Genomic DNA, 17,910 nt, shown 5'->3' on the forward strand with positions numbered 1-17,910 from the left:
CAAAAGCCGCCCATTCGTACGCCTCAGCCCCCGTCCTGCGGACGCGGGGCCAGTCGTCGTTCCCTTGCCCAGCACCGTCAACAGAGCTCAGGAAATCGGTTACAAAATGACCGTTGACTTGTCCAATAGACATCTCTTAGAGTCCATCGCACTGATTGACAACGTTGTCTACTGGCTAGACACGCGCGATGAAGGGCGACACAAGCAACATGAAACAATCCACAATGCGGAGCACGCGCAGCGTCTCTGCACTGACACTGGCCAGCCTCTCGCTCGCCGCTGCATTGGCTGGTGCCATGCCCGCCTCCGCCGCCGAAACCGGGGATGAGCTGCACCGGCCGGCTATCCATTACACGCCGGAAAAGAACTGGATGAACGACCCCAACGGGCTCGTATTCCACAAGGGCGTCTACCACATGTACTACCAGCACAACCCCTCCGGGAACACCTGGGGGAACATGTCCTGGGGCCACGCCACGTCCAAGGACCTCGTCCACTGGGAAGAGCAGCCGCTGGCCATCTCCACCGACGCCCAGGAAGATGTCTTCTCCGGCAGCGTCGTCGTGGACAAAAACAATACGTCCGGACTGGGCACCGCGGAAAACCCGCCCCTGATCGCGATCTACACCAGCGCCTACAAGGAAGCGTCCCCGCATCGCGGCCTGCAGGCCCAGTCCCTGGCCTACAGCCTGGACGACGGCCAGACCTGGACCAAGTACGACGGCAATCCTGTCCTGAACCGGAACTCAGCCAATTTCCGCGACCCGAAGGTCTTCTGGTACGACAACCCGGCCGGCGGAGGCTACTGGGTCATGACCGCGGTGGAATCGCAGGAGCACAAGGTTGTCCTCTACAAGTCCGCCAACCTCAAGGACTGGACCGCGCTGAGCGAATTTGGTCCCGCCAACGCCACCGGCGGACAGTGGGAATGCCCCGACCTCTTCCCGCTGGCCGTGGACGGTGACACCAACAACATCAAGTGGGTGATGGTCGTCAACATCAACCCGGGCGGCGTCGCCGGAGGGTCAGGCGGCCAGTATTTCGTAGGCAACTTCGATGGAACTACCTTTACCTCTGAAACCACTAAACCCGCCGCGACCATGCCGGCAGGCACCGTCCTGGCCGGATTCAACGACGGAACCTACAACGGCTGGACGGTGAACAACGAACCGGGCAACTGGAAGAACGGTCCCTTCGGTGGCGCCCCGGCGGCCGGTTCCCTGCCCGGGCAGAGCCCCGTGACCGGATTCGGCGGCAGCGGATTGATCAACTCCTTCAATGATGGGGACTGGCCCCTCGGATCCATGCAGTCACCCACATTCACCGTGACGGACGACTACTTGAACTTCCTCGTGGGCGGAGGCAAGCACCCCCATGTCTCCGACAAGCTGGACAATAATCCGCCCGAGGGCGAGCTCAAGTTTGACGGCTTCGAGGTTCCCGAGGGGACGACGCTGGCCGATGCCGGCTGGACCGGCACCGGAGACCTGACCCCCAATTTCCAGCCGGCCACGAGCGGTGGGGACTATTACATTGGCGCCAAACGGATCAACACGTTCGAAACCGGCACCGTACCCGGTGATGACCGTCAAGGCACCCTGACATCACCCGAGTTCCCCATCACGAAAAATTTCATGAGCATGTTGGTCGGAGGCGGCAATCGCTCCGCCGATTCCGGACAGACCCTCGCCGTCCAGCTGCTCATCAATGGCAACGTGGTCCGCTCCCTGGCGGGCGACAACGGCGGGTTGCTGAACTGGAAAGGCTGGGACGTCTCCGAATTCGCCGGCCAAAACGCCCAGCTGCGTATCGTTGACCAAGCTACCGGCGGGTGGGGACACCTGACCCTTGACCACGTCATGCTCACCGACACCGCAGCTGTTCCCAGGTCCGATGAAGAAACGGTGAACCTGGTAGTCAACGGCAAGGTGGTCCGTACGGCCACCGGCAACGACAGCGAAACCCTGGACTGGGCATCCTGGAATGTGAAGGAATTCGTTGGCCAGCAGGCACAAATCAAGGTTGTCGACAACAACCGGTTCGGCTGGGGGCACATACTCGCGGATGAATTCACGGCAAGCCCGGCCCCAGCGACGTCCCGGCTGGAGTCCTACGACTGGCTTGATTACGGACGGGACTACTACGCCGCCGTATCCTTCGGCAACATGCCCGAGGACAAGCGGATCATGCTGGGCTGGATGAACAACTGGGACTACGCCAACAACATCCCAACCAGCCCCTGGCGCAGCGCCATGGCCCTTCCCCGCGAAGTGAAACTCACCCAAACCCCTGACGGCCCCCGCCTCACCCAAAGCGCAGTGAAGCAAGTGGAAAAACTGGCAGGGAAAGCCAGCTACAACGACAAGAAGGGCGGCCCGGTTTCACCAGGCACTCACCCGCTGCCTGCACAGTCATCGGGCCAGGTGCAGCAGGTGGACATCACCTTCGCCCCCGGTACCGCGACAAAATCCGGCATCACCGTGCTCGGCGACGGACAGTCGGCCACCGTCATCGGCTACGACGCCACCACCGGCAAGATGTTCGTGGACCGCACGAAATCCGGCAACACCGCATTCCACCCGGCCTTTGCATCCGTCGAGGACGCCGCCGTCACGCTGGACAAGAACGGCAACGTCACCATGCGGATCTACCTCGATCACTCCTCCGTGGAGGTGTTCGCCCAGAACGGCCTGAAGACCATTACCGATCAGGTATTCCCCAACCAGGGAGCCGACAAGATGGCCCTCTTCGCGGAAGGCGGTACCGCCCAGCTCAAATCACTCACCGTGACACCGCTGGAAAAGGCAATGTTCCTCCCCGAAAAGAAGTAACGCAGCCACGATATGACCAGCTCACCTGCGGGTTGGAGCTGAAGGGACTGGGTTCGGTGATACACCGGGCCCAGTCCCTTCGGCTTTTATTCACGATGCAACCAATGTCTTAATTCACTGCATTTAGGCGTCGATCGGCCGGATTTGCATCATCAGCCCGAAGAGGTCCGGGAGACCGTGCTCTTCACTGATTTGACCATTTGTGAATCGATAGATGTTCATCGCCTGCGTTTGGATCGGTTTGCCTGTTGCAGGTACGCCCAGGAAGTCCCCTTGGTGTGTGCCACGAAGGATGAATCGTGCGGCTACTGTGTTTCCTTCAATAATGGTTTCTTCCAGTGACCACTGGACGTCGGGAAACGCTTGTCGCATGATCCCGATGATTTTGAGGTAGCCGTTTGGACCCTGCACCGGCTCCGGCAGGAAGGGCACATGGAACGTCGCCAACGGTGAGATGATCTCATCACCAATCTTTTCGTCGGCTGAATTGATGAATTCGACGAAACGATCCATGCGTTCACGCAGTTCTTCAGTCATTTGCTTGCTTCCTTCACGTCTTAGTGCCTGTCGGTACACCGCTGGCCAGCGGCGGGTAGACGATGACCCTCGCTTCCTGGCTCGTTTCAGCAGCATTCGACCATCGCGCCCAAACAGCAGCGGAACTGCATGCCGATGCTATGGCCCGCGGAGTGATCATCCATCCATTCTGCATGGTTATCTTCAAAATCTTGCGCTTTTATTGCAACTGTTGTGACCCTAATCTCATCATTAGCTCTTCGGCCAGCAGAGTCATTCCTGTCCGATTCAGCGCCGGGCAGGCTGCGTGCTCACGAAGGAAGAGCTGTCCCGTGCCCGTGAAGGGTGCTTCGGTGGCCTGAAACCTGGGGAGGTATCCTCATCGAAGCATTCTTCACGGGACATGGGGCAGCGCCTGCAACTTAGCCGGACCAGTGCAAGGCCATCCGAATGGAAGGCCTGGCACCAAGTACCCCTACCAAAAGGAGTGTCCATGTCAGGAAACAGAGCGGTCGCCTACAAGGAACCCGGTGTCGTCGAAATCATCAACACCGACTACCCGACGTTCGAACTCAAAGATGGGCCTGGCGTCAATCCCGCCAATGTGGGCCGAAAAGTACCCCACGGCGCGATCCTGCGCACGGTGACCACCAATATCTGCGGCTCGGACCAGCACATGGTTAGGGGCCGGACCACGGCCCCCAAGGACCTCGTCCTTGGCCATGAAATCACCGGCGAAGTGGTGGAGGTCGGTTCGGACGTGGAGTTCATTAAGGTGGGAGACATTGTCTCCGTGCCTTTCAACATCTCCTGCGGCCGGTGCCGGAACTGCAAGGAGCGCAAGACGGGCATCTGCCTGAACGTCAACCCGGACCGCCCGGGCAGCGCCTATGGTTATGTGGATATGGGCGGCTGGGTGGGCGGCCAAGCCGAATACGTGCTGGTCCCCTATGCTGACTGGAACCTGCTCAGGTTCCCGGATCGCGACCAGGCCCTGGAAAAGATCATGGACCTGACCATGCTTTCCGATATCTTCCCCACAGGCTTTCACGGCGCCGTCACCGCCGGAGTGGGAGTCGGATCCACCGTCTACATTGCCGGTGCCGGCCCGGTGGGTCTCGCGGCCGCCGTCGGTGCGCAGCTGCTCGGTGCAGCCGTGGTGATTGTCGGTGACATGAACGAGGACCGCCTGGCCCAGGCCCGCTCTTTCGGCTGCGAAACGGTGAACGTCACCAACGGGGATCCGAAGGACCAGATCGAGCAAATCCTTGGTGTCCCCGAAGTGGATTGCGGCGTCGACGCCGTAGGGTTCGAAGCCCGCGGTCACGGCAAGGACGCCTCGCACGAGGCCCCCGCCACCGTGCTGAACTCGCTCATGGACATCACCGCTGCAGGCGGGGCTCTTGGCATTCCCGGCCTGTATGTCACCGGCGACCCTGGTGGAATTGACGAGGCAGCGAAGCACGGCTCCCTGTCGCTGTCCTTGGGCACCGGATGGGCAAAGTCCCTGTCGTTTACCACTGGACAGTGCCCCGTCATGTCGTACAACCGCCAGCTGATGATGGCTATCCTGCACGACAAGGTCCAGATCGCGAAGGCAGTAAACGCCACAGCCATCCCACTTGAGGATGCACCGCGTGGTTACGCCGAATTTGACGCCGGTTCGGCAACGAAATTCGTGCTGAATCCAAACGGATACGTCAAGAATTAGAACCGCAGCAACCCGCCCCGGTGGCACGGGCCTTCCTGGACCGTGCCACCGGTGTGCATCCACTCTTCATGATCAGCAAAGGTAATCACATGACCTACAGCACCGACCAAGAATCAATTCTCCGCCTCAGCAGCACCGGGAAAGAGCATGTTGACATCCGACTCGAATCATCGAGTCCGGTGACCGTACGGCTGCAGCTGGATGGTGGCTGCAATTGCCAGCATGGCGCTGAAAACCGCCCGGGTTCATACGTTGACAGCGACCTCGGCGTCCGCTGACAGCCGCTGCACCGGCCACCCGGCATCAGCCCTGCAGTTCGGCCGCATTGGCGTTTGAGCCGGCCGCTCCGCCCACCGACCGGCTTCACCTCACACCTTGAAGTACTTCGCCTCCGGGTGGTGGAACACGAACGCGTCGGTGGACTGTTCGGGGTGCAGCATCAGCTCATCGCTCAGCACCAGCCCATCCGCTCTGGCTTCAGCAGGTCCGTCACCTTGCGGCGGTCCTCCATGTCCGGGCACGCGGGGCAGCCGAGGGAGAACTGCGCACCGCGGTCATCGAGCTTGAAATAGGCGCTCACCTTGGGTGAGGGAACAGAGTGCGGAAGCGGTCGACGGCGGGCGCGTCGCCCTAGTGCCGGACAGTGGCGGAGCGGAACGCTCCCATGCTAACGGGCAATGCGCAAGATCATTCGCAGCGCCGAAGCGCAGCCGGGACAGGTCGCGCAGTGCCTCCTAACAAACCAGTGGGCAGCCCTAACCGAAATTATTCATGGGTCTGCATTCGCCGCTTTGACGTCACCGGAGTTCCGGTAACGCGGCAGTAGTGGTCAAGACGATGTACTGGAACTGAAGCGTAACTGAAGTCCCTTGACAGCAAGACCCACGAACGTCATGCTTCACCCGAGGTATGGACGTGCAACGGGATTCGGTTTGCCATTGGAAGGCACGTATGGTCCCCGCCCAATACTGCTGAAATGGCGCACATAGGCCGTGTGGAGGACAGAATGAAAATTACAGATCCGGGTGCTCTGCACCCTGCATGGGCAGAATGCTTCAACCGCCAGGACTTTGACGGGATGGCTGGCTTCATGGACACAAATGCCGTATTCGCCCCTCAGCCAGGGTTGGCCCTCACCGGTGAAGACAACCTTGTAGCCCAGCGGCAGTTCCTCGCTATGGGACTGCCGATCGACTTGAATGTCCGACACGTACTACAGGAAGGAGATATAGCACTAGCGATCGTTGACTGGACAATCAAGGGCACAGCCGCCGATGGCAATGAAGTGGACCTGAAAGGCACTGCTGCTGATGTTCTTCGTCTGAGCGACCAAGGATGGAAGCTCATCATAGACAACCCCTTCGGCACCGCCTGAACGGTACGTAGGAAGAGCCAGCTGCTCCGCTTCCGGCACACCCCAGGTGTAACAGACTCCCCCGACAGTGCCCGTTCCGCCAGGCAGAAGCCTTAGCGATTAGTTCAGCTCCTGTTTTGGCTGCCTAGCGCGGCGCCCATGCTTCTCTTCCGCGCCTTGGGAGGCGCTCCGCCCAAAGCGGAGACCCGCTTCAAGTCACACCTTGAAGTACTTCGCCTCCGGGTGGTGGAACACGAACGCGTCGGTGGACTGTTCGGGGTGCAGCATCAGCTCGTCGCTGAGGACCACACCCATCCGCTCGGGCTTCAGCAGTTCCGTCACCTTGCGGCGGTCCTCCATGTCCGGGCAGGCGGGGTAGCCGAGCGAGAACCGGGCACCGCGGTAGTCGAGCTTGAAGTACCCTGCCGTGTCCTTCGGTTCCTCGGCCGCGAAGCCCAGCTCCTTGCGGATGCGCGCGTGCCAGAACTCCGCCAGCGCCTCGGTGAGCTGCATGACCAGGCCGTTGAGTTCGTAGTAGTCGCGGTACTGGTTGGCGGCGAACATCTTGGACGTGAACTCTTCAATCTTCGAGCCGGCGGTGACCAGCTGGACCGGCAGCACGTCGATCTGCCCGGACTCGCGCGACTTCACGAAGTCCGCCAGGCACAGGTGCCGGTCGCGGCGCTGCCGCGGGAAATCGAAGCGCAACCGGTCGGTGCCGATCGGGCCACCTGAACCACCGTCGGGGGCGAGCAGGCCCGCCTGGCCCAGGACGCCGTCGTGGTCCTCCCCATGGTGCAGCACCACCACCTGCTCCCCCTCGGAAACCACGGGGAAGTAGCCGTAGGCGACGGAGGCGTCGAGCATGCCCTCGCCGAGGATGCGGTCCAGCCAGTAGCGCAGGCGCGGCCGGCCCTCGCGTTCCACCAGTTCCTCGTAGGAGGCGCCGTCCTCGCCGCGGCCGGGCTTCAGCCCCCACTGCCCCATGAAGGTGGCGCGCTCGTCGAGGAACGCGGCGTAGTCGTGGAGCGAGACGCCGCGGACAATGCGGGTGCCCCAGAACGGCGGCACGGGCACGGGGTTGTCGGAGACGACATCGGACCGTCCGGGCATGGCCTCAGGCTCGGTAACCGTGAACTTCGCACCGCCCTTGTGGATCCGCTTCTTCAAAGGCGGCAGTCCGACGTCGTCAGGTGATTCGCCGCGGGCCACGCGGACCAGCGGTTCCATGAGGGAAAGGCCTTCGAAGGCGTCCTTGGCGTACCTGACTACGCCGTCGAACTGCTCCGCCAGGTCCTGCTCCACGTAGGCGCGGGTCAGGGCTGCGCCGCCCAGGATCACGGGCCACTTCTTGGCCAGGCCGCGGGACTGCAGCTCGGCGAGGTTTTCCTTCATCACCACGGTGGACTTCACGAGCAGGCCGGACATGCCGATCACGTCGGCGTTGTGCTGCTCGGCTGCGGCGATGATCTCGGCGATGCCCTGCTTGATGCCGATGTTGATGACCTTGTAGCCGTTGTTGGTGAGGATGATGTCCACCAGGTTCTTGCCGATGTCGTGCACGTCGCCGCGCACGGTGGCGATCACCATGGTGCCCTTGCCCGAGGAATCGGACTTCTCCATGTGCGGCTCGAGCAGGGCGACCGCGTTCTTCATCACCTCGGCGGACTGGAGCACGAACGGCAGCTGCATCTCGCCGGCGCCGAAGCGCTCACCCACCACCTTCATGCCCTCGAGCAGGTGGTCGTTGATGATGCCGAGCGGGGTCATGCCCTCGCTGCGGGCCAGGTCCAGGTCCGCTTCGAGGCCCTTGCCTTCGCCGTCGATGATGCGCCGTTCCAGCCGGGCGCCGGTGGGCAGTGCCGCGAGTTCGGCGGCGCGCTGGTCCTTCAGGGCTGCGGTGTCGACGCCGGCGAACATGTCGAGCATGCTGGCCAGGGGGTCGTAGGTGGTGTTGCCATCGGCGTCGTATTCGCGGCGGTCCCAGACGAGGTCCAGTGCCACCTTGCGCTGCTCTTCCGGGAGGGAGGCGAGCGGGACGATCTTGGCGGCGTCGATGATGCCGCTGGTCAGGCCGGCCTGCACGGCCTCGTGCAGGAACACCGAATTCAGGACGATGCGCGCCGCCGGGTTGAGGCCGAAGGACACATTGGAGACGCCGAGCGTAGTGTTGATGCCGGGGTACTTGGTGGTGATCTGGCGAATGGCCTCGATGGTTTCGATGCCGTCCCGGCGGGTTTCCTCCTGGCCGGTGGCGACGGGGAAGGTCAGGCAGTCGACGATGATGTCCTCGACGCGCATGCCCCATTCGCCCACGAGGGCGTCGACGAGTCGGGAGGCGATGGCCACCTTGCCCTCGGTGGTGCGGGCCTGGCCCTGTTCGTCGATGGTCAGGGCGATCACGGCGGTGCCGTGTTCCTTCACCAGCGGCATGATGCGCGCGAAGCGGCTGTTGGGCCCGTCGCCGTCCTCGTAGTTGACGGAGTTGACCACCGGGCGGCCGCCGATGAGTTCCAGGCCGGCCTGCAGGACCGGCGGTTCGGTGGAGTCGATGACGAGCGGGAGGGTTGAGGCGGAAGCGAACCGGCTCACGACTTCCTTGATGTCCGCGACCCCGTCGCGGCCCACGTAGTCGATGCAGACGTCCAGGAGGTGGGCGCCGACGCGGATCTGTTCGCGGGCGATGTCCACGCAGTCGTCCCAGCGTTCTTCGAGCATCGCCTGGCGGAAGGCCTTGGAGCCGTTGGCGTTGGTGCGCTCCCCGATGGCGAGGTAGGAGGCGTCCTGGTCGAAGTTCACATGCTGGTAAAGGGAAGCGACGCCGGCTTCGCGCTCGGTGGGGACGCGGGCCGGAGTGTTGCTGTCGGCGTCCGTCTTGCGGGTTCGGAAGGGGGCAAGACGTTCGACGACGGCGGCCATGTGCTCCGGCGTCGTACCGCAGCAGCCGCCTACCAGGCCCAGGCCGAATTCGCGCACGAACTGCTCGTGCGCGGTGGCGAGTTCGGCGGGTGAGAGCGGGTAGTGCGCGCCGTTGGCGCCGAGCACGGGCAGGCCGGCGTTGGGCATGCAGGCGATGGCCACGGAGGACTGCTTGGAGAGGTGGCGGAGGTGCTCGCTCATCTCGTCCGGGCCGGTGGCGCAGTTCAGGCCGATGGCGTCGACGCCGAGCGGCTCGAGCGCGGTGAGGGCGGCGCCGATTTCGGAGCCCATGAGCATGGTTCCGGTGGTTTCGACCGTCACCTCGACGAAGATGGGGAGCCGGATGCCGCGGGAAACGATGGCCTGCTTGCAGCCGTTGACGGCGGCTTTGGTCTGAAGGAGGTCCTGGCTGGTTTCGATGAGGAAGGCGTCCGCGCCGCCGTCGATGAGGCCCTCGGCCTGCAGTGCGAAGGTCTGCTTGAGGTAATCGTAGCTGGTATGGCCGAGGCTGGGGAGCTTGGTGCCGGGGCCCATTGAGCCCAGGACCCAGCGCATGCGGCCGTCTGTTTCTTCGGCGGCTTCGGCGCGTTCGCGGGCGATCTTGGCGCCCTTGAGGGCGAGCTCGGCGATGCGGTCGTCGATGCCGTAGTCGGACAGGTTGGACCAGTTGGCGCCGAAGGTGTTGGTTTCGACGGCGTCGATGCCCGTGGCGAAGTAGGCGTCGTGGATGTCCGCGATCACGTCCGGGCGGGTGTCGTTGAGGATCTCGTTGCAGCCCTCGAGGTTCTGGAAGTCGACGTCAAGCGACAGCTCCCGGCCCTGCAGCATGGTGCCCATGGCGCCATCGGCGATGACGACGCGGTGGTTCACTGCGTCCAGGAGCTCCTGCGCACGGACAGGGCGGGGCACGGACTCAATATCAAGCGCAAAACGAGGCATCTAAACAGGTTACGGGCGACACGCCGAAACATTGCTTCGTATGTCAGTGTGCTACGACGGGGGGTGGACGGTTCTGCTGTAGTCTCCGCCGGCGCTTGGGTTAGCGGCTGGCCGACGACGGGCGCTTCGGCTTGGCGGTTGTAGCGTTTGCACACGCTAGGGCCGTTGTTATGCCCTCAGTTCGACATGGAGTGATACCTGCAAGCAGATGAGTGCTATTCCGGCAATCGAAGCAATGCCGACTACCCGGAAAAGTGGCCCCACACGCTCATCGCTTAGACCTGGCCTTGGTCGACCCCGGTTTGATGAAGGACCGCGCCGCAAGCTCCTGTCTAAGTTTCATCGCTACGTTCTCGGCCCCGAAATAGGATGGATTGGCAAGGAATCCTCTCAAAATTGGCTGCCGCAAAAGACGCTCGATACGCCATATGGAGTTACACCGGCTAGACCGAAACAAGTCAAGTTGCCGTATCAGCTGGCAGCAGCGTCCTATTTCTTGACTGTCGACAATTCCGGCAGCTCCTCGTACCTGACTTCTGTTATGGGCGAGGTGAATGGCAAATCAAGATCGACGTCCATAATGGCCGACTGCGATTGCAGGGCACGCCGGCAAGCGTCATATATCGGCTCAACGAAGCCATAAGCGAGTTCCTCAGTAACGTAAGCGGTCGACATAGGCTCCTGGTCGCGTTCATAGGCCCGCAGGAAGGCGGTCGCCCGAACTTGCCCATGACCCTTATCTGATGACCTAAAAAGGTGGCCAACCATGACGAAGTTAGGGCCGCTTGCTTGATGGCCAGCCCCAAGATCGTAGAGGTAGACATTCCACTTTAGGGAATCACCTTCGCCGTCGCCAGAATGTCGAACCAGCTCCATTCGATCGACTATGACATCAAAAGAGATGGGCGAGGTTTTTCTGCTTGGCTTGATAGGAGCCTTTTTGGATCCGCTCAAGGAACAAGCGCTTCTAGAGTACGCCGGTCGAACTGCACGTTGTCGCTATGGGAGTCATGCCAGTGCTTTTCACTCAGTAATTGGCGAAACGTCTCAAGATAGTGGGAGTAGCGAGGAATTACCCGGTACGTTATGGAAGCGTCTACAGCGTACGCATACTCTCGAAGATCACTGAGTGAGATGTCAACACGGCCACCGCTGATGGCCCGGACGAGATCAACGTCGATCCCGAGACGCGAAGCAACGTCTTCGTAAGACAAACCAGAAGCCACAAGCGCGCCTCGAAGGGCTTCCCACAGGTGACCTTGCGCTTGGAGATTATCGTCAGCCAGAGATTGGGCAACGTCCCCTGAGTCCGTGTCCCACACACTTGCAGCGTCGACCGTTGTGTTGTTTTCAGCCATCAGGTTCCTCCTCCAATTCCTCTGTCGATCAGTTACTTGTGTGTTGCGACATTTCCCAATTGTGCGCCCTGGTAGCAGCCGTATCAATAGAGTCGTTTTGCTCTTGATCAACGTCTTCTCCGTTGGGCTTTGTTCCCAAGTGTAAGCCCAGGATCGTGGCCTCAAGCGCGCTTGGTTCCGCACAGTACAACCGGACCAGTCGGGCCGGAAGCTGCGGCTGCCCGAACCGCACAAGCCGTTCAGGTTGGGGCCGAAGCTCTATCACAAACTCAGCTCGCTCCATCACCTTGGCATCAGGAAACGGCTCCGAAAACTCCAACTGACCTTTTCTCGCCTTGCGCATCAAAGCTTTGAGCCTTGCAAACGCATCTCGATGCTCGGTCTCTGAAAGCTGGGGATCGAGGACGTTGGCGTGAAATCTCTCCATCTCGGCTCGCAGTTCAGTGCAGCTGAGATCAAAGGAGTTCACGTCTTCATGGGGCGTTTCCTCCCCAATCTTACAGGTGCAGCGGCACCCAATCGGCGTGGCTGCTACGAACAATACTTTCCCCCGTATCCATGATCGCCTCTCTAAGAGTCCGCATCCACTCCGTGAGGTAAGCCTTATCCTCACAAATCGAACTGCCCGCTGCAAGGTCCTCAACTCATCTGTGCAACCGTGTCGCCGCGGAATCGCCCGCGCCGCGTCCAGAATTACGGACTCAGCAGCCCCGGGCCGCCCGTACGCGAAATTGCACCATTCCCAGCCTCGAGCGCAGCTCACGGCTGGGCACCGCGGTGACTCCACGCCGTCGAGCGTTATCCGCCCCGCATCAAATTCGTAGAACTCGCATCATCAGGATCAGCAGTGTGGTCTTGCCCGCCCAGAGATCCCCAAAATGGCCCTGCTGCCCTGTTCCACACGACAGCGCGGAGAAGAACGGCGTCTTCCATGAATAGGGAACCTGTCAGAGCAACTGCTTAGCAAGCAACCCCGTTCAGAAGAGGAAACGCTCTGACCGACCAACCTTCGGTTTCAAAAAGGGACAGGGCACAATTTCTGTCATATAGTTTTCGACGCAACTTCAACATCTGCGCGAGCCAATTCAACGAATCCGTCGACTTCCTCACGGCAGTCCTCGCCCAGACGGTTCAGTTCCTCCCGGTTTGCTACGTCCTTCAACGCCGTGATTCTGTCCAGAATTTGCCGCCCCGACTCCCCCAGGCGCTTATCTGCGGTCAAAAGGTGCACCCCATAATAGGCGGACCATGCGGAACTGCGCGCTCGGTGAACTTCATCGTCCTCCGTCCGCTTCTGCAGTTTATGGTCTTCAAACCATTGATCCATGACCGCCCGCCGGTACTCCATGGCAGTAATGGCAAAGAGCTTGTAGGCCTCTATTCGCGACTCATGAAGGCGAACGGAAACGGCCTTCCTGCGATCAAGAACATAGGTTAGGAAGGCACCGAGAAGCACGCCGGCAAGGCCCCCGGCGATGCCGATAGTGGCAGCATCCATTCAGTCAAACTAGCAACAGAATCTCAGGTGAAAAAGCCTCGACCAGGTGAATCACCCCAGGGCCCAGCCCCTAAGCACGCGCAAGCAATGATTCGAATGGGGGCATCACTGCGAAACAAGTGTTTGAGTCTCTGGGAGAGGCGACTGCGCATGGTCTCCCCCTAAATGGGCACAGCTGAATCTAAACCTCCGCCGCCGGAGCCGCGAACTGCGCCTCATACAGCCGCCCGTAAGCCCCGCCCGCAGCCAAAAGTGAAGCGTGCGTCCCCTGCTCCACGATCTGCCCGGCCTCCATCACCAAAATGAGGTCGGCGTCGCGGATGGTGGACAGGCGGTGCGCGATCACGAACGATGTCCGGTCAGACCGCAAGGCGCTCATCGCCTTCTGCACCAGCACCTGGTCCGGGTATCCACGGAAGACGTCGCCTCATCCAGAATCAAAACCGAAGGCCGGGCCAGGAACGCCCGCGCAATCGTCAGCAGCTGCTTCTCCCGCGCGGACACGTTCCCACCCTCGTCTTCAAGAACCGTGTCGTACCCCTCGGGCAGTGACCGCACGAACCGGTCCACATACGTCACCCGCGCCGCCTCCAGAATCTCTGCCTCCGAAGCCGAAGGCCGCCCGTAGGCAATGTTGTCCCGGATGGTCCCACCAAACAGCCACGTGTCCTGCAGCACCATCCCCAGCCGCGAGCGCAGCTCGCGCCGAGGCACCGAGGTGACGTCCACGCCGTCGAGCGTTATCCGCCCGGCATCCAGCTCGTAGAACCGCATCATCAGGTTCACCAGGGTCGTCTTGCCAGCGCCCGTCGGCCCCACAATCGCCACCGTCTGCCCCGGTTCCGCCACCAACGACAGCCCCGAAATCAGCGGCTTGTCCGGCGAATACGAGAAGGACACGTCCTCGAACACCAGCCGCCCCCGCCCAAAACCGTCGGACTGAGAAACCCCAGGCAAAGGATCGGGCAGCTCCGCGCGGACTGAACCCCGCGTTATGTAAGGCTTTAGTTTACGTATCTCCACCAGATGAATCGTTCCGCCCTCCCCCGGGTGACTTCAAAGGCATTTCGAATGTCCTGAACGAGTACGAGCCCCGTTCCTCCATTGGACGTGTGAGACTTGGATTACCACTTGTCTGTCAAGGAATGGAGCAAATGATGGATGTTAGTCAGCTCGACGGCCTCTCTTTAATCCTCGGGGCTTTAGCTGCGGGGGCTGGAGAGGGCCTTCATGAAGCCGCCAAGGAGACCGCAACGGGTGCAGCACAAGCACTAAGGCAAGGCCTTCAATCTGCGCGAGACAAGCTCCTAATGCTTATTAAGAAGGAGTTTGTTGATAACGAGGAGGCTACCGCGGATCTCAACGTTTACGTGCGCCGACCCAGTGTAGAGAATGCCCAGGCGCTCTCCGGACATATTCTTGCCGCTGGCCTGGACCGCAGCGAAGATATACAGGCGGCGGCCCGCGAAGTCCTACACCATTCCACCTCGGCCGCGATTGGACCGGGAGCCGTTGCATCACAAATCATTTCCACTACTAACAGTGGATCGGGAAGCTCGCATGTCGGTGGAGTTCAGTATTTTGGAGCGTCGCCGGACCCTTTATAGCCGGGGCGGGATACTTTAGGTCGTCCGTTCCCGGCTCTCCTAAAGGCGGAGATCTTCACGCCGAGCAAATAACCACTCACGGGGACCACAATCAACTTGGCGGCACCCGGACATACTTTCTTAATGAAGCCAGGCGAGTTGTAGATGTCGTGCAAGCGAGCATTGATGCGACTAGCAAGGGCGCACTAGGAGTGCCGATCGATAAATGGAAACCTGAACAACTTGGAATACACCCGTCCATAACTGTCAGCGGCGAGACCTCCCTCACGCCTTACCTGCCACGGAACCATGATGAGGGGCTGCGGGACCGTTTGGCGCGGTTTAGGGAGCCTGGTGCTTCCTCTGGCTTGGTCCTGATTGTCGGGACGTCCTGCTCGGGTAAAAGCCGCACGCTTTACGAGGCGATCCAAGCACAGTTGCCTGACTGGGCTGTAGTGGCGCCACAAACGGATGGCGAACTTGCCGCCCTTCTGTCAATGGGAATACGCGGCGGCACGGTCGTTTGGCTTGATGAGTTCCAGCGACACCTCACAACCACACAAGAAGGGATTGCAGCAGCAGGGGGAATCTTCGACCTGCTAACAACGGATCGCGCCGGTCCTGTGGTTTTTGTTGGTACGGTTTGGACCACAAATTTAGCCGAACTTGAAAAACGGCCGGCTGCCGCGGAGGCGAAGACCGGGGCATCGATCATCCATGCACTACTCAAAGACGATCGCGTGGATCGGTTCCGAGTCCCCGAAGGCTTCACTGAACGTGAACTGGACCTGGCAATACATGGACTGGATGCTGATGATGCCAACGATCCTCGGTTGCGTATAGCTGCCATGACAGCAGCAGAGGTCGTATTCGACGGGCGACGTTCTCGATCCATAACGCAGGTGCTGTCCGGAGGTGCGCAACTTGTTGATCGTATGAATGACCCAACCGGCAACAGCCCCTATCGGTTCAGTCTGACCGCTAAAGCTGTCCTACAGGCGGCCGGAGACCTGCGTCGAGCGGGCCACCCCAATCCTCTGCCACGATGGGCGCTAGAGGATGCCACATCGAGTTACTTAGAGCCCGCTGTTCTACAATCGCTTGACCCCGCCACGTGGTTTCAGCAAGCGCTCTTTGAAGCTAGCCAAGGTGCCCGGGATGACAACCCGTACACCGACGCTCGTCTTCTGGACATCCATCATCTTGGAGTGCCGGCACTTAGGCCAAAGTGGCTGTCTGAAAAGACGAGCGGGCGTCAGCCGAGCGAAGCATACGAAATGCATGATTATCTCTACCAGGATCATGCCGCGCGAGTCGGACAGAAACCTATTAAAGCGGCGCTTTGGCGCACCCTTAGCAATACAGAAAACCTCAAGCAAATGCCCTTCTTCGTCAGAAAAGCCATAGCTTGGGAAGCTGCTGCACAGGGACAGGTTCGAGCCGCAAGAGATATAGGCCGAACATTAGAAAGGCCGATTTTTACGGCAAACGTCCTAATTCGTGCCGGTGCCGTGGATGCAGCCATCGGTGTTCTTCGTCCGGCTGCCCCATCGAGTCCGGAGGCCGCCATGAGGCTGGCTCAGCTCTTAGCACAGATGGGCAAGATCCCGGACGCTTTGTTAGTACTGAAGCCCTTTGAAGGAATGAAAGACGTTGCAAGGCTAGCCGCAGAGCTTCTGACCGGGGTGGGTCGCCGACGTGAGGCCATTAGCATTCTCGCAACAATATGCTCCGAGAATGCTGACTGCGCGATAGCACTTGCGGAAATCTATGTTTCGACGGGCTGCTTTGTCGATGCTCTCAAAGTCTTGACTCCCTGGGCCGAGCGATCCCCCGATGCGGCAGTGGCGCTGAGTTCTCTGCATCTTTCCTCCAGCGACCTTGAAGCGTCCCGCTCAGTTCTCGCGTCCACTGCCGATCGTTCGGCGCCAGTGGCTGTTGCTCTGGCAAAGCTGCTCCTCGAGAGCGGTGATGAAGCGGCTGCATCAGAAGCAATGAGCGTCCTGATACCCCATGTGTCATATGCCCAGGCATCATTGCTGTTGACCGATATTTATGTTTCTCGCGGAGAAACGGACCAGGCCATAGAAATGCTGGCAAGGCCTGCGCAGTCGCATCCCCAGAGTGCTGTCCGCCGAGCTCGGCTCCTTTTGGAAGCTGGCCAAGAGGGGAAGGCAATAAGGACACTCGCCCGTCACGCCGTTGTGAGCCAAGAGGCGTCACTGCTGTTAGCCGATATTTATGTTTCTCGTGGAGAAGCGGACCAGGCCATAGAAATGCTGGCAGGGCCTGCGCAGTCGCTTCCCCAGAGTGCTGTTCGCCGAGCTCGGCTCCTTTTGAAAGCTGGCCAAGAGGGGAACGCAATAAGGACACTCGCCCGTCACACCGCCGTGAGCCAAGAGGCGTCACTGCTGTTGGCCGATATTTATGTTTCGCGCGGAGAAGCGGACCAGGCCATAGAAATGCTGGCAGTTCCCGCGCAACGGTTTCACCACACTGCTGTCCGACGTGCGGACATACTCCGAGAGCTACAGCGCCTGCCTGAAGCCCTTGCTAGTTTGGATCCCTTCCTTGAACGGTACGCGGAAGCGAGATTGTCGTGGTGCCACCTCAAACTACAAGAGGGTTGTCGAGAGGAAGCGATGACCCAGCTGGGCAAAGTAGCTTCCAGAGGCAAGTTAGGTCCGATCCTAACCGCCGAGGCCCTGCTGTCCCTGGCTCAAGCAACACATGCTGCCGGTGATCTGATGACACCAAGGTATATCGCGACTGAAATTTGGAGGTCGTCGACAGTCCGCAGCCGGCTCTCAGAAGAAGTGCAGGATCGGCTGTGGCACTGGCTTCGCGACGCTGAGACGTTAAACCGTGCCCTCAAGCCTGTAGCCGCTGCCTCCCTTCTGGAATTTCTATCATCAATGCCCCTGGAGACTAACCAGCGCCTTCACTATGCCATCGTGGAACGTCTCCGTGATGAAGCACAAGGCGAAGCCGCCATCTATTGGAAGATCAAAGCCTATTCCGAGTGCTCGGAGCTGGTGAATCACGTACTCGAAACCGTGCTCGAGCCTTTGGATTAGCCGTGTTCGGCGAGAACGCATGGACACCGAAAGAGCCACGCGAGCTGGCAAACAACGACGACTGGGAATTTCTCCGTCGCGAGCGTTGGAACTGGACGACTGGTTCCAACGCCCTGTGGAA

The 17,910-nt window shown here is 60.4% G+C and carries 11 protein-coding genes and 2 pseudogenes; 5 read left to right on the forward strand and 8 right to left on the reverse strand.

Annotated features, from left to right (window positions below; translation table 11 throughout):
- The first annotated feature begins 209 nt into the window (after positions 1–209).
- A complete protein-coding gene (locus Q9R31_RS10930; protein ID WP_311262746.1) occupies positions 210–2,831 on the forward strand; it encodes a GH32 C-terminal domain-containing protein in 2,622 nt (873 codons plus the stop codon).
- A 123-nt stretch (positions 2,832–2,954) separates the two neighbouring features.
- Here the strand turns inward: Q9R31_RS10930 and Q9R31_RS10935 are convergent, their stop codons facing one another.
- Positions 2,955–3,368 (reverse strand): ester cyclase, encoded by a 414-nt coding sequence (locus Q9R31_RS10935; protein WP_311262747.1) that lies wholly within the window; start codon positions 3,366–3,368, stop codon positions 2,955–2,957.
- Between the two features lie 472 nt (positions 3,369–3,840).
- On the opposite strand from Q9R31_RS10935, the gene fdhA reads away from it, so the two are divergent.
- On the forward strand, positions 3,841–5,058 hold the full coding sequence (fdhA, locus tag Q9R31_RS10940) for a formaldehyde dehydrogenase, glutathione-independent (RefSeq protein WP_311262748.1): 1,218 nt from the start codon (positions 3,841–3,843) through the stop codon (positions 5,056–5,058).
- A 368-nt stretch (positions 5,059–5,426) separates the two neighbouring features.
- Here fdhA and Q9R31_RS20165 read toward each other — a convergent pair.
- Positions 5,427–5,638: pseudogene (locus tag Q9R31_RS20165) on the reverse strand (vitamin B12 dependent-methionine synthase activation domain-containing protein); the annotation flags it as partial.
- Between the two features lie 426 nt (positions 5,639–6,064).
- Here Q9R31_RS20165 and Q9R31_RS10950 point away from each other — a divergent pair.
- A complete protein-coding gene (locus tag Q9R31_RS10950; RefSeq protein ID WP_311262750.1) occupies positions 6,065–6,433 on the forward strand; it encodes a nuclear transport factor 2 family protein in 369 nt (122 codons plus the stop codon).
- Positions 6,434–6,628: 195 nt separating this feature from the next.
- On the opposite strand, the gene metH is transcribed toward Q9R31_RS10950, so the two are convergent.
- From metH to Q9R31_RS10980, 6 genes and pseudogenes are all read right to left on the reverse strand, one after another.
- The gene (metH, locus tag Q9R31_RS10955) at positions 6,629–10,270 is read right to left on the reverse strand and encodes a methionine synthase (protein ID WP_311262751.1); all 3,642 of its coding nucleotides are present in this window, start codon (positions 10,268–10,270) and stop codon (positions 6,629–6,631) included.
- A gap of 489 nt (positions 10,271–10,759) precedes the next feature.
- Complete coding sequence (locus tag Q9R31_RS10960) at positions 10,760–11,224, reverse strand: hypothetical protein (protein ID WP_311262752.1); 465 nt, start codon at positions 11,222–11,224, stop codon at positions 10,760–10,762.
- On the reverse strand, positions 11,221–11,628 hold the full coding sequence (locus Q9R31_RS10965) for a hypothetical protein (protein ID WP_311262753.1): 408 nt from the start codon (positions 11,626–11,628) through the stop codon (positions 11,221–11,223). Before Q9R31_RS10965 ends, Q9R31_RS10960 begins: the two co-directional genes overlap by 4 nt.
- 28 nt (positions 11,629–11,656) lie before the next feature.
- Positions 11,657–12,097, reverse strand: a complete 441-nt coding sequence (locus tag Q9R31_RS10970) for a hypothetical protein (protein WP_311262754.1) — start codon at positions 12,095–12,097, stop codon at positions 11,657–11,659.
- A 573-nt stretch (positions 12,098–12,670) separates the two neighbouring features.
- A complete protein-coding gene (locus Q9R31_RS10975) occupies positions 12,671–13,126 on the reverse strand; it encodes a hypothetical protein (protein ID WP_311262755.1) in 456 nt (151 codons plus the stop codon).
- A 181-nt stretch (positions 13,127–13,307) separates the two neighbouring features.
- A pseudogene (locus tag Q9R31_RS10980) lies at positions 13,308–14,062 on the reverse strand (ABC transporter ATP-binding protein); the annotation flags it as partial.
- 218 nt (positions 14,063–14,280) lie between these two features.
- On the opposite strand from Q9R31_RS10980, the gene Q9R31_RS10985 reads away from it, so the two are divergent.
- Complete coding sequence (locus Q9R31_RS10985) at positions 14,281–14,733, forward strand: hypothetical protein (RefSeq protein WP_311262756.1); 453 nt, start codon at positions 14,281–14,283, stop codon at positions 14,731–14,733.
- A 191-nt stretch (positions 14,734–14,924) separates the two neighbouring features.
- Positions 14,925–17,789, forward strand: coding sequence for a hypothetical protein (locus tag Q9R31_RS10990; protein ID WP_311262757.1), 2,865 nt, complete (start codon positions 14,925–14,927; stop codon positions 17,787–17,789).
- Positions 17,790–17,910: the final 121 nt, after the last annotated feature.

Origin of the sequence: Pseudarthrobacter sp. BRE9, from assembly GCF_031844305.1 — a bacterium.
Lineage (GTDB): Bacteria > Actinomycetota > Actinomycetes > Actinomycetales > Micrococcaceae > Arthrobacter.

What these genes read in the sequence shown, in the direction of transcription:
- Q9R31_RS10930 (WP_311262746.1), top strand. Translation starts at nt 210, where the DNA reads ATGAAACAATCCACAATGCGGAGCACGCGCAGCGTCTCTGCACTGACA.
- Q9R31_RS10935 (WP_311262747.1), bottom strand. Translation starts at nt 3,368, where the DNA reads ATGACTGAAGAACTGCGTGAACGCATGGATCGTTTCGTCGAATTCATC.
- fdhA (WP_311262748.1), top strand. Translation starts at nt 3,841, where the DNA reads ATGTCAGGAAACAGAGCGGTCGCCTACAAGGAACCCGGTGTCGTCGAA.
- Q9R31_RS10950 (WP_311262750.1), top strand. Translation starts at nt 6,065, where the DNA reads ATGAAAATTACAGATCCGGGTGCTCTGCACCCTGCATGGGCAGAATGC.
- metH (WP_311262751.1), bottom strand. Translation starts at nt 10,270, where the DNA reads ATGCCTCGTTTTGCGCTTGATATTGAGTCCGTGCCCCGCCCTGTCCGT.
- Q9R31_RS10965 (WP_311262753.1), bottom strand. Translation starts at nt 11,628, where the DNA reads ATGGCTGAAAACAACACAACGGTCGACGCTGCAAGTGTGTGGGACACG.
- Q9R31_RS10975 (WP_311262755.1), bottom strand. Translation starts at nt 13,126, where the DNA reads ATGGATGCTGCCACTATCGGCATCGCCGGGGGCCTTGCCGGCGTGCTT.
- Q9R31_RS10985 (WP_311262756.1), top strand. Translation starts at nt 14,281, where the DNA reads ATGATGGATGTTAGTCAGCTCGACGGCCTCTCTTTAATCCTCGGGGCT.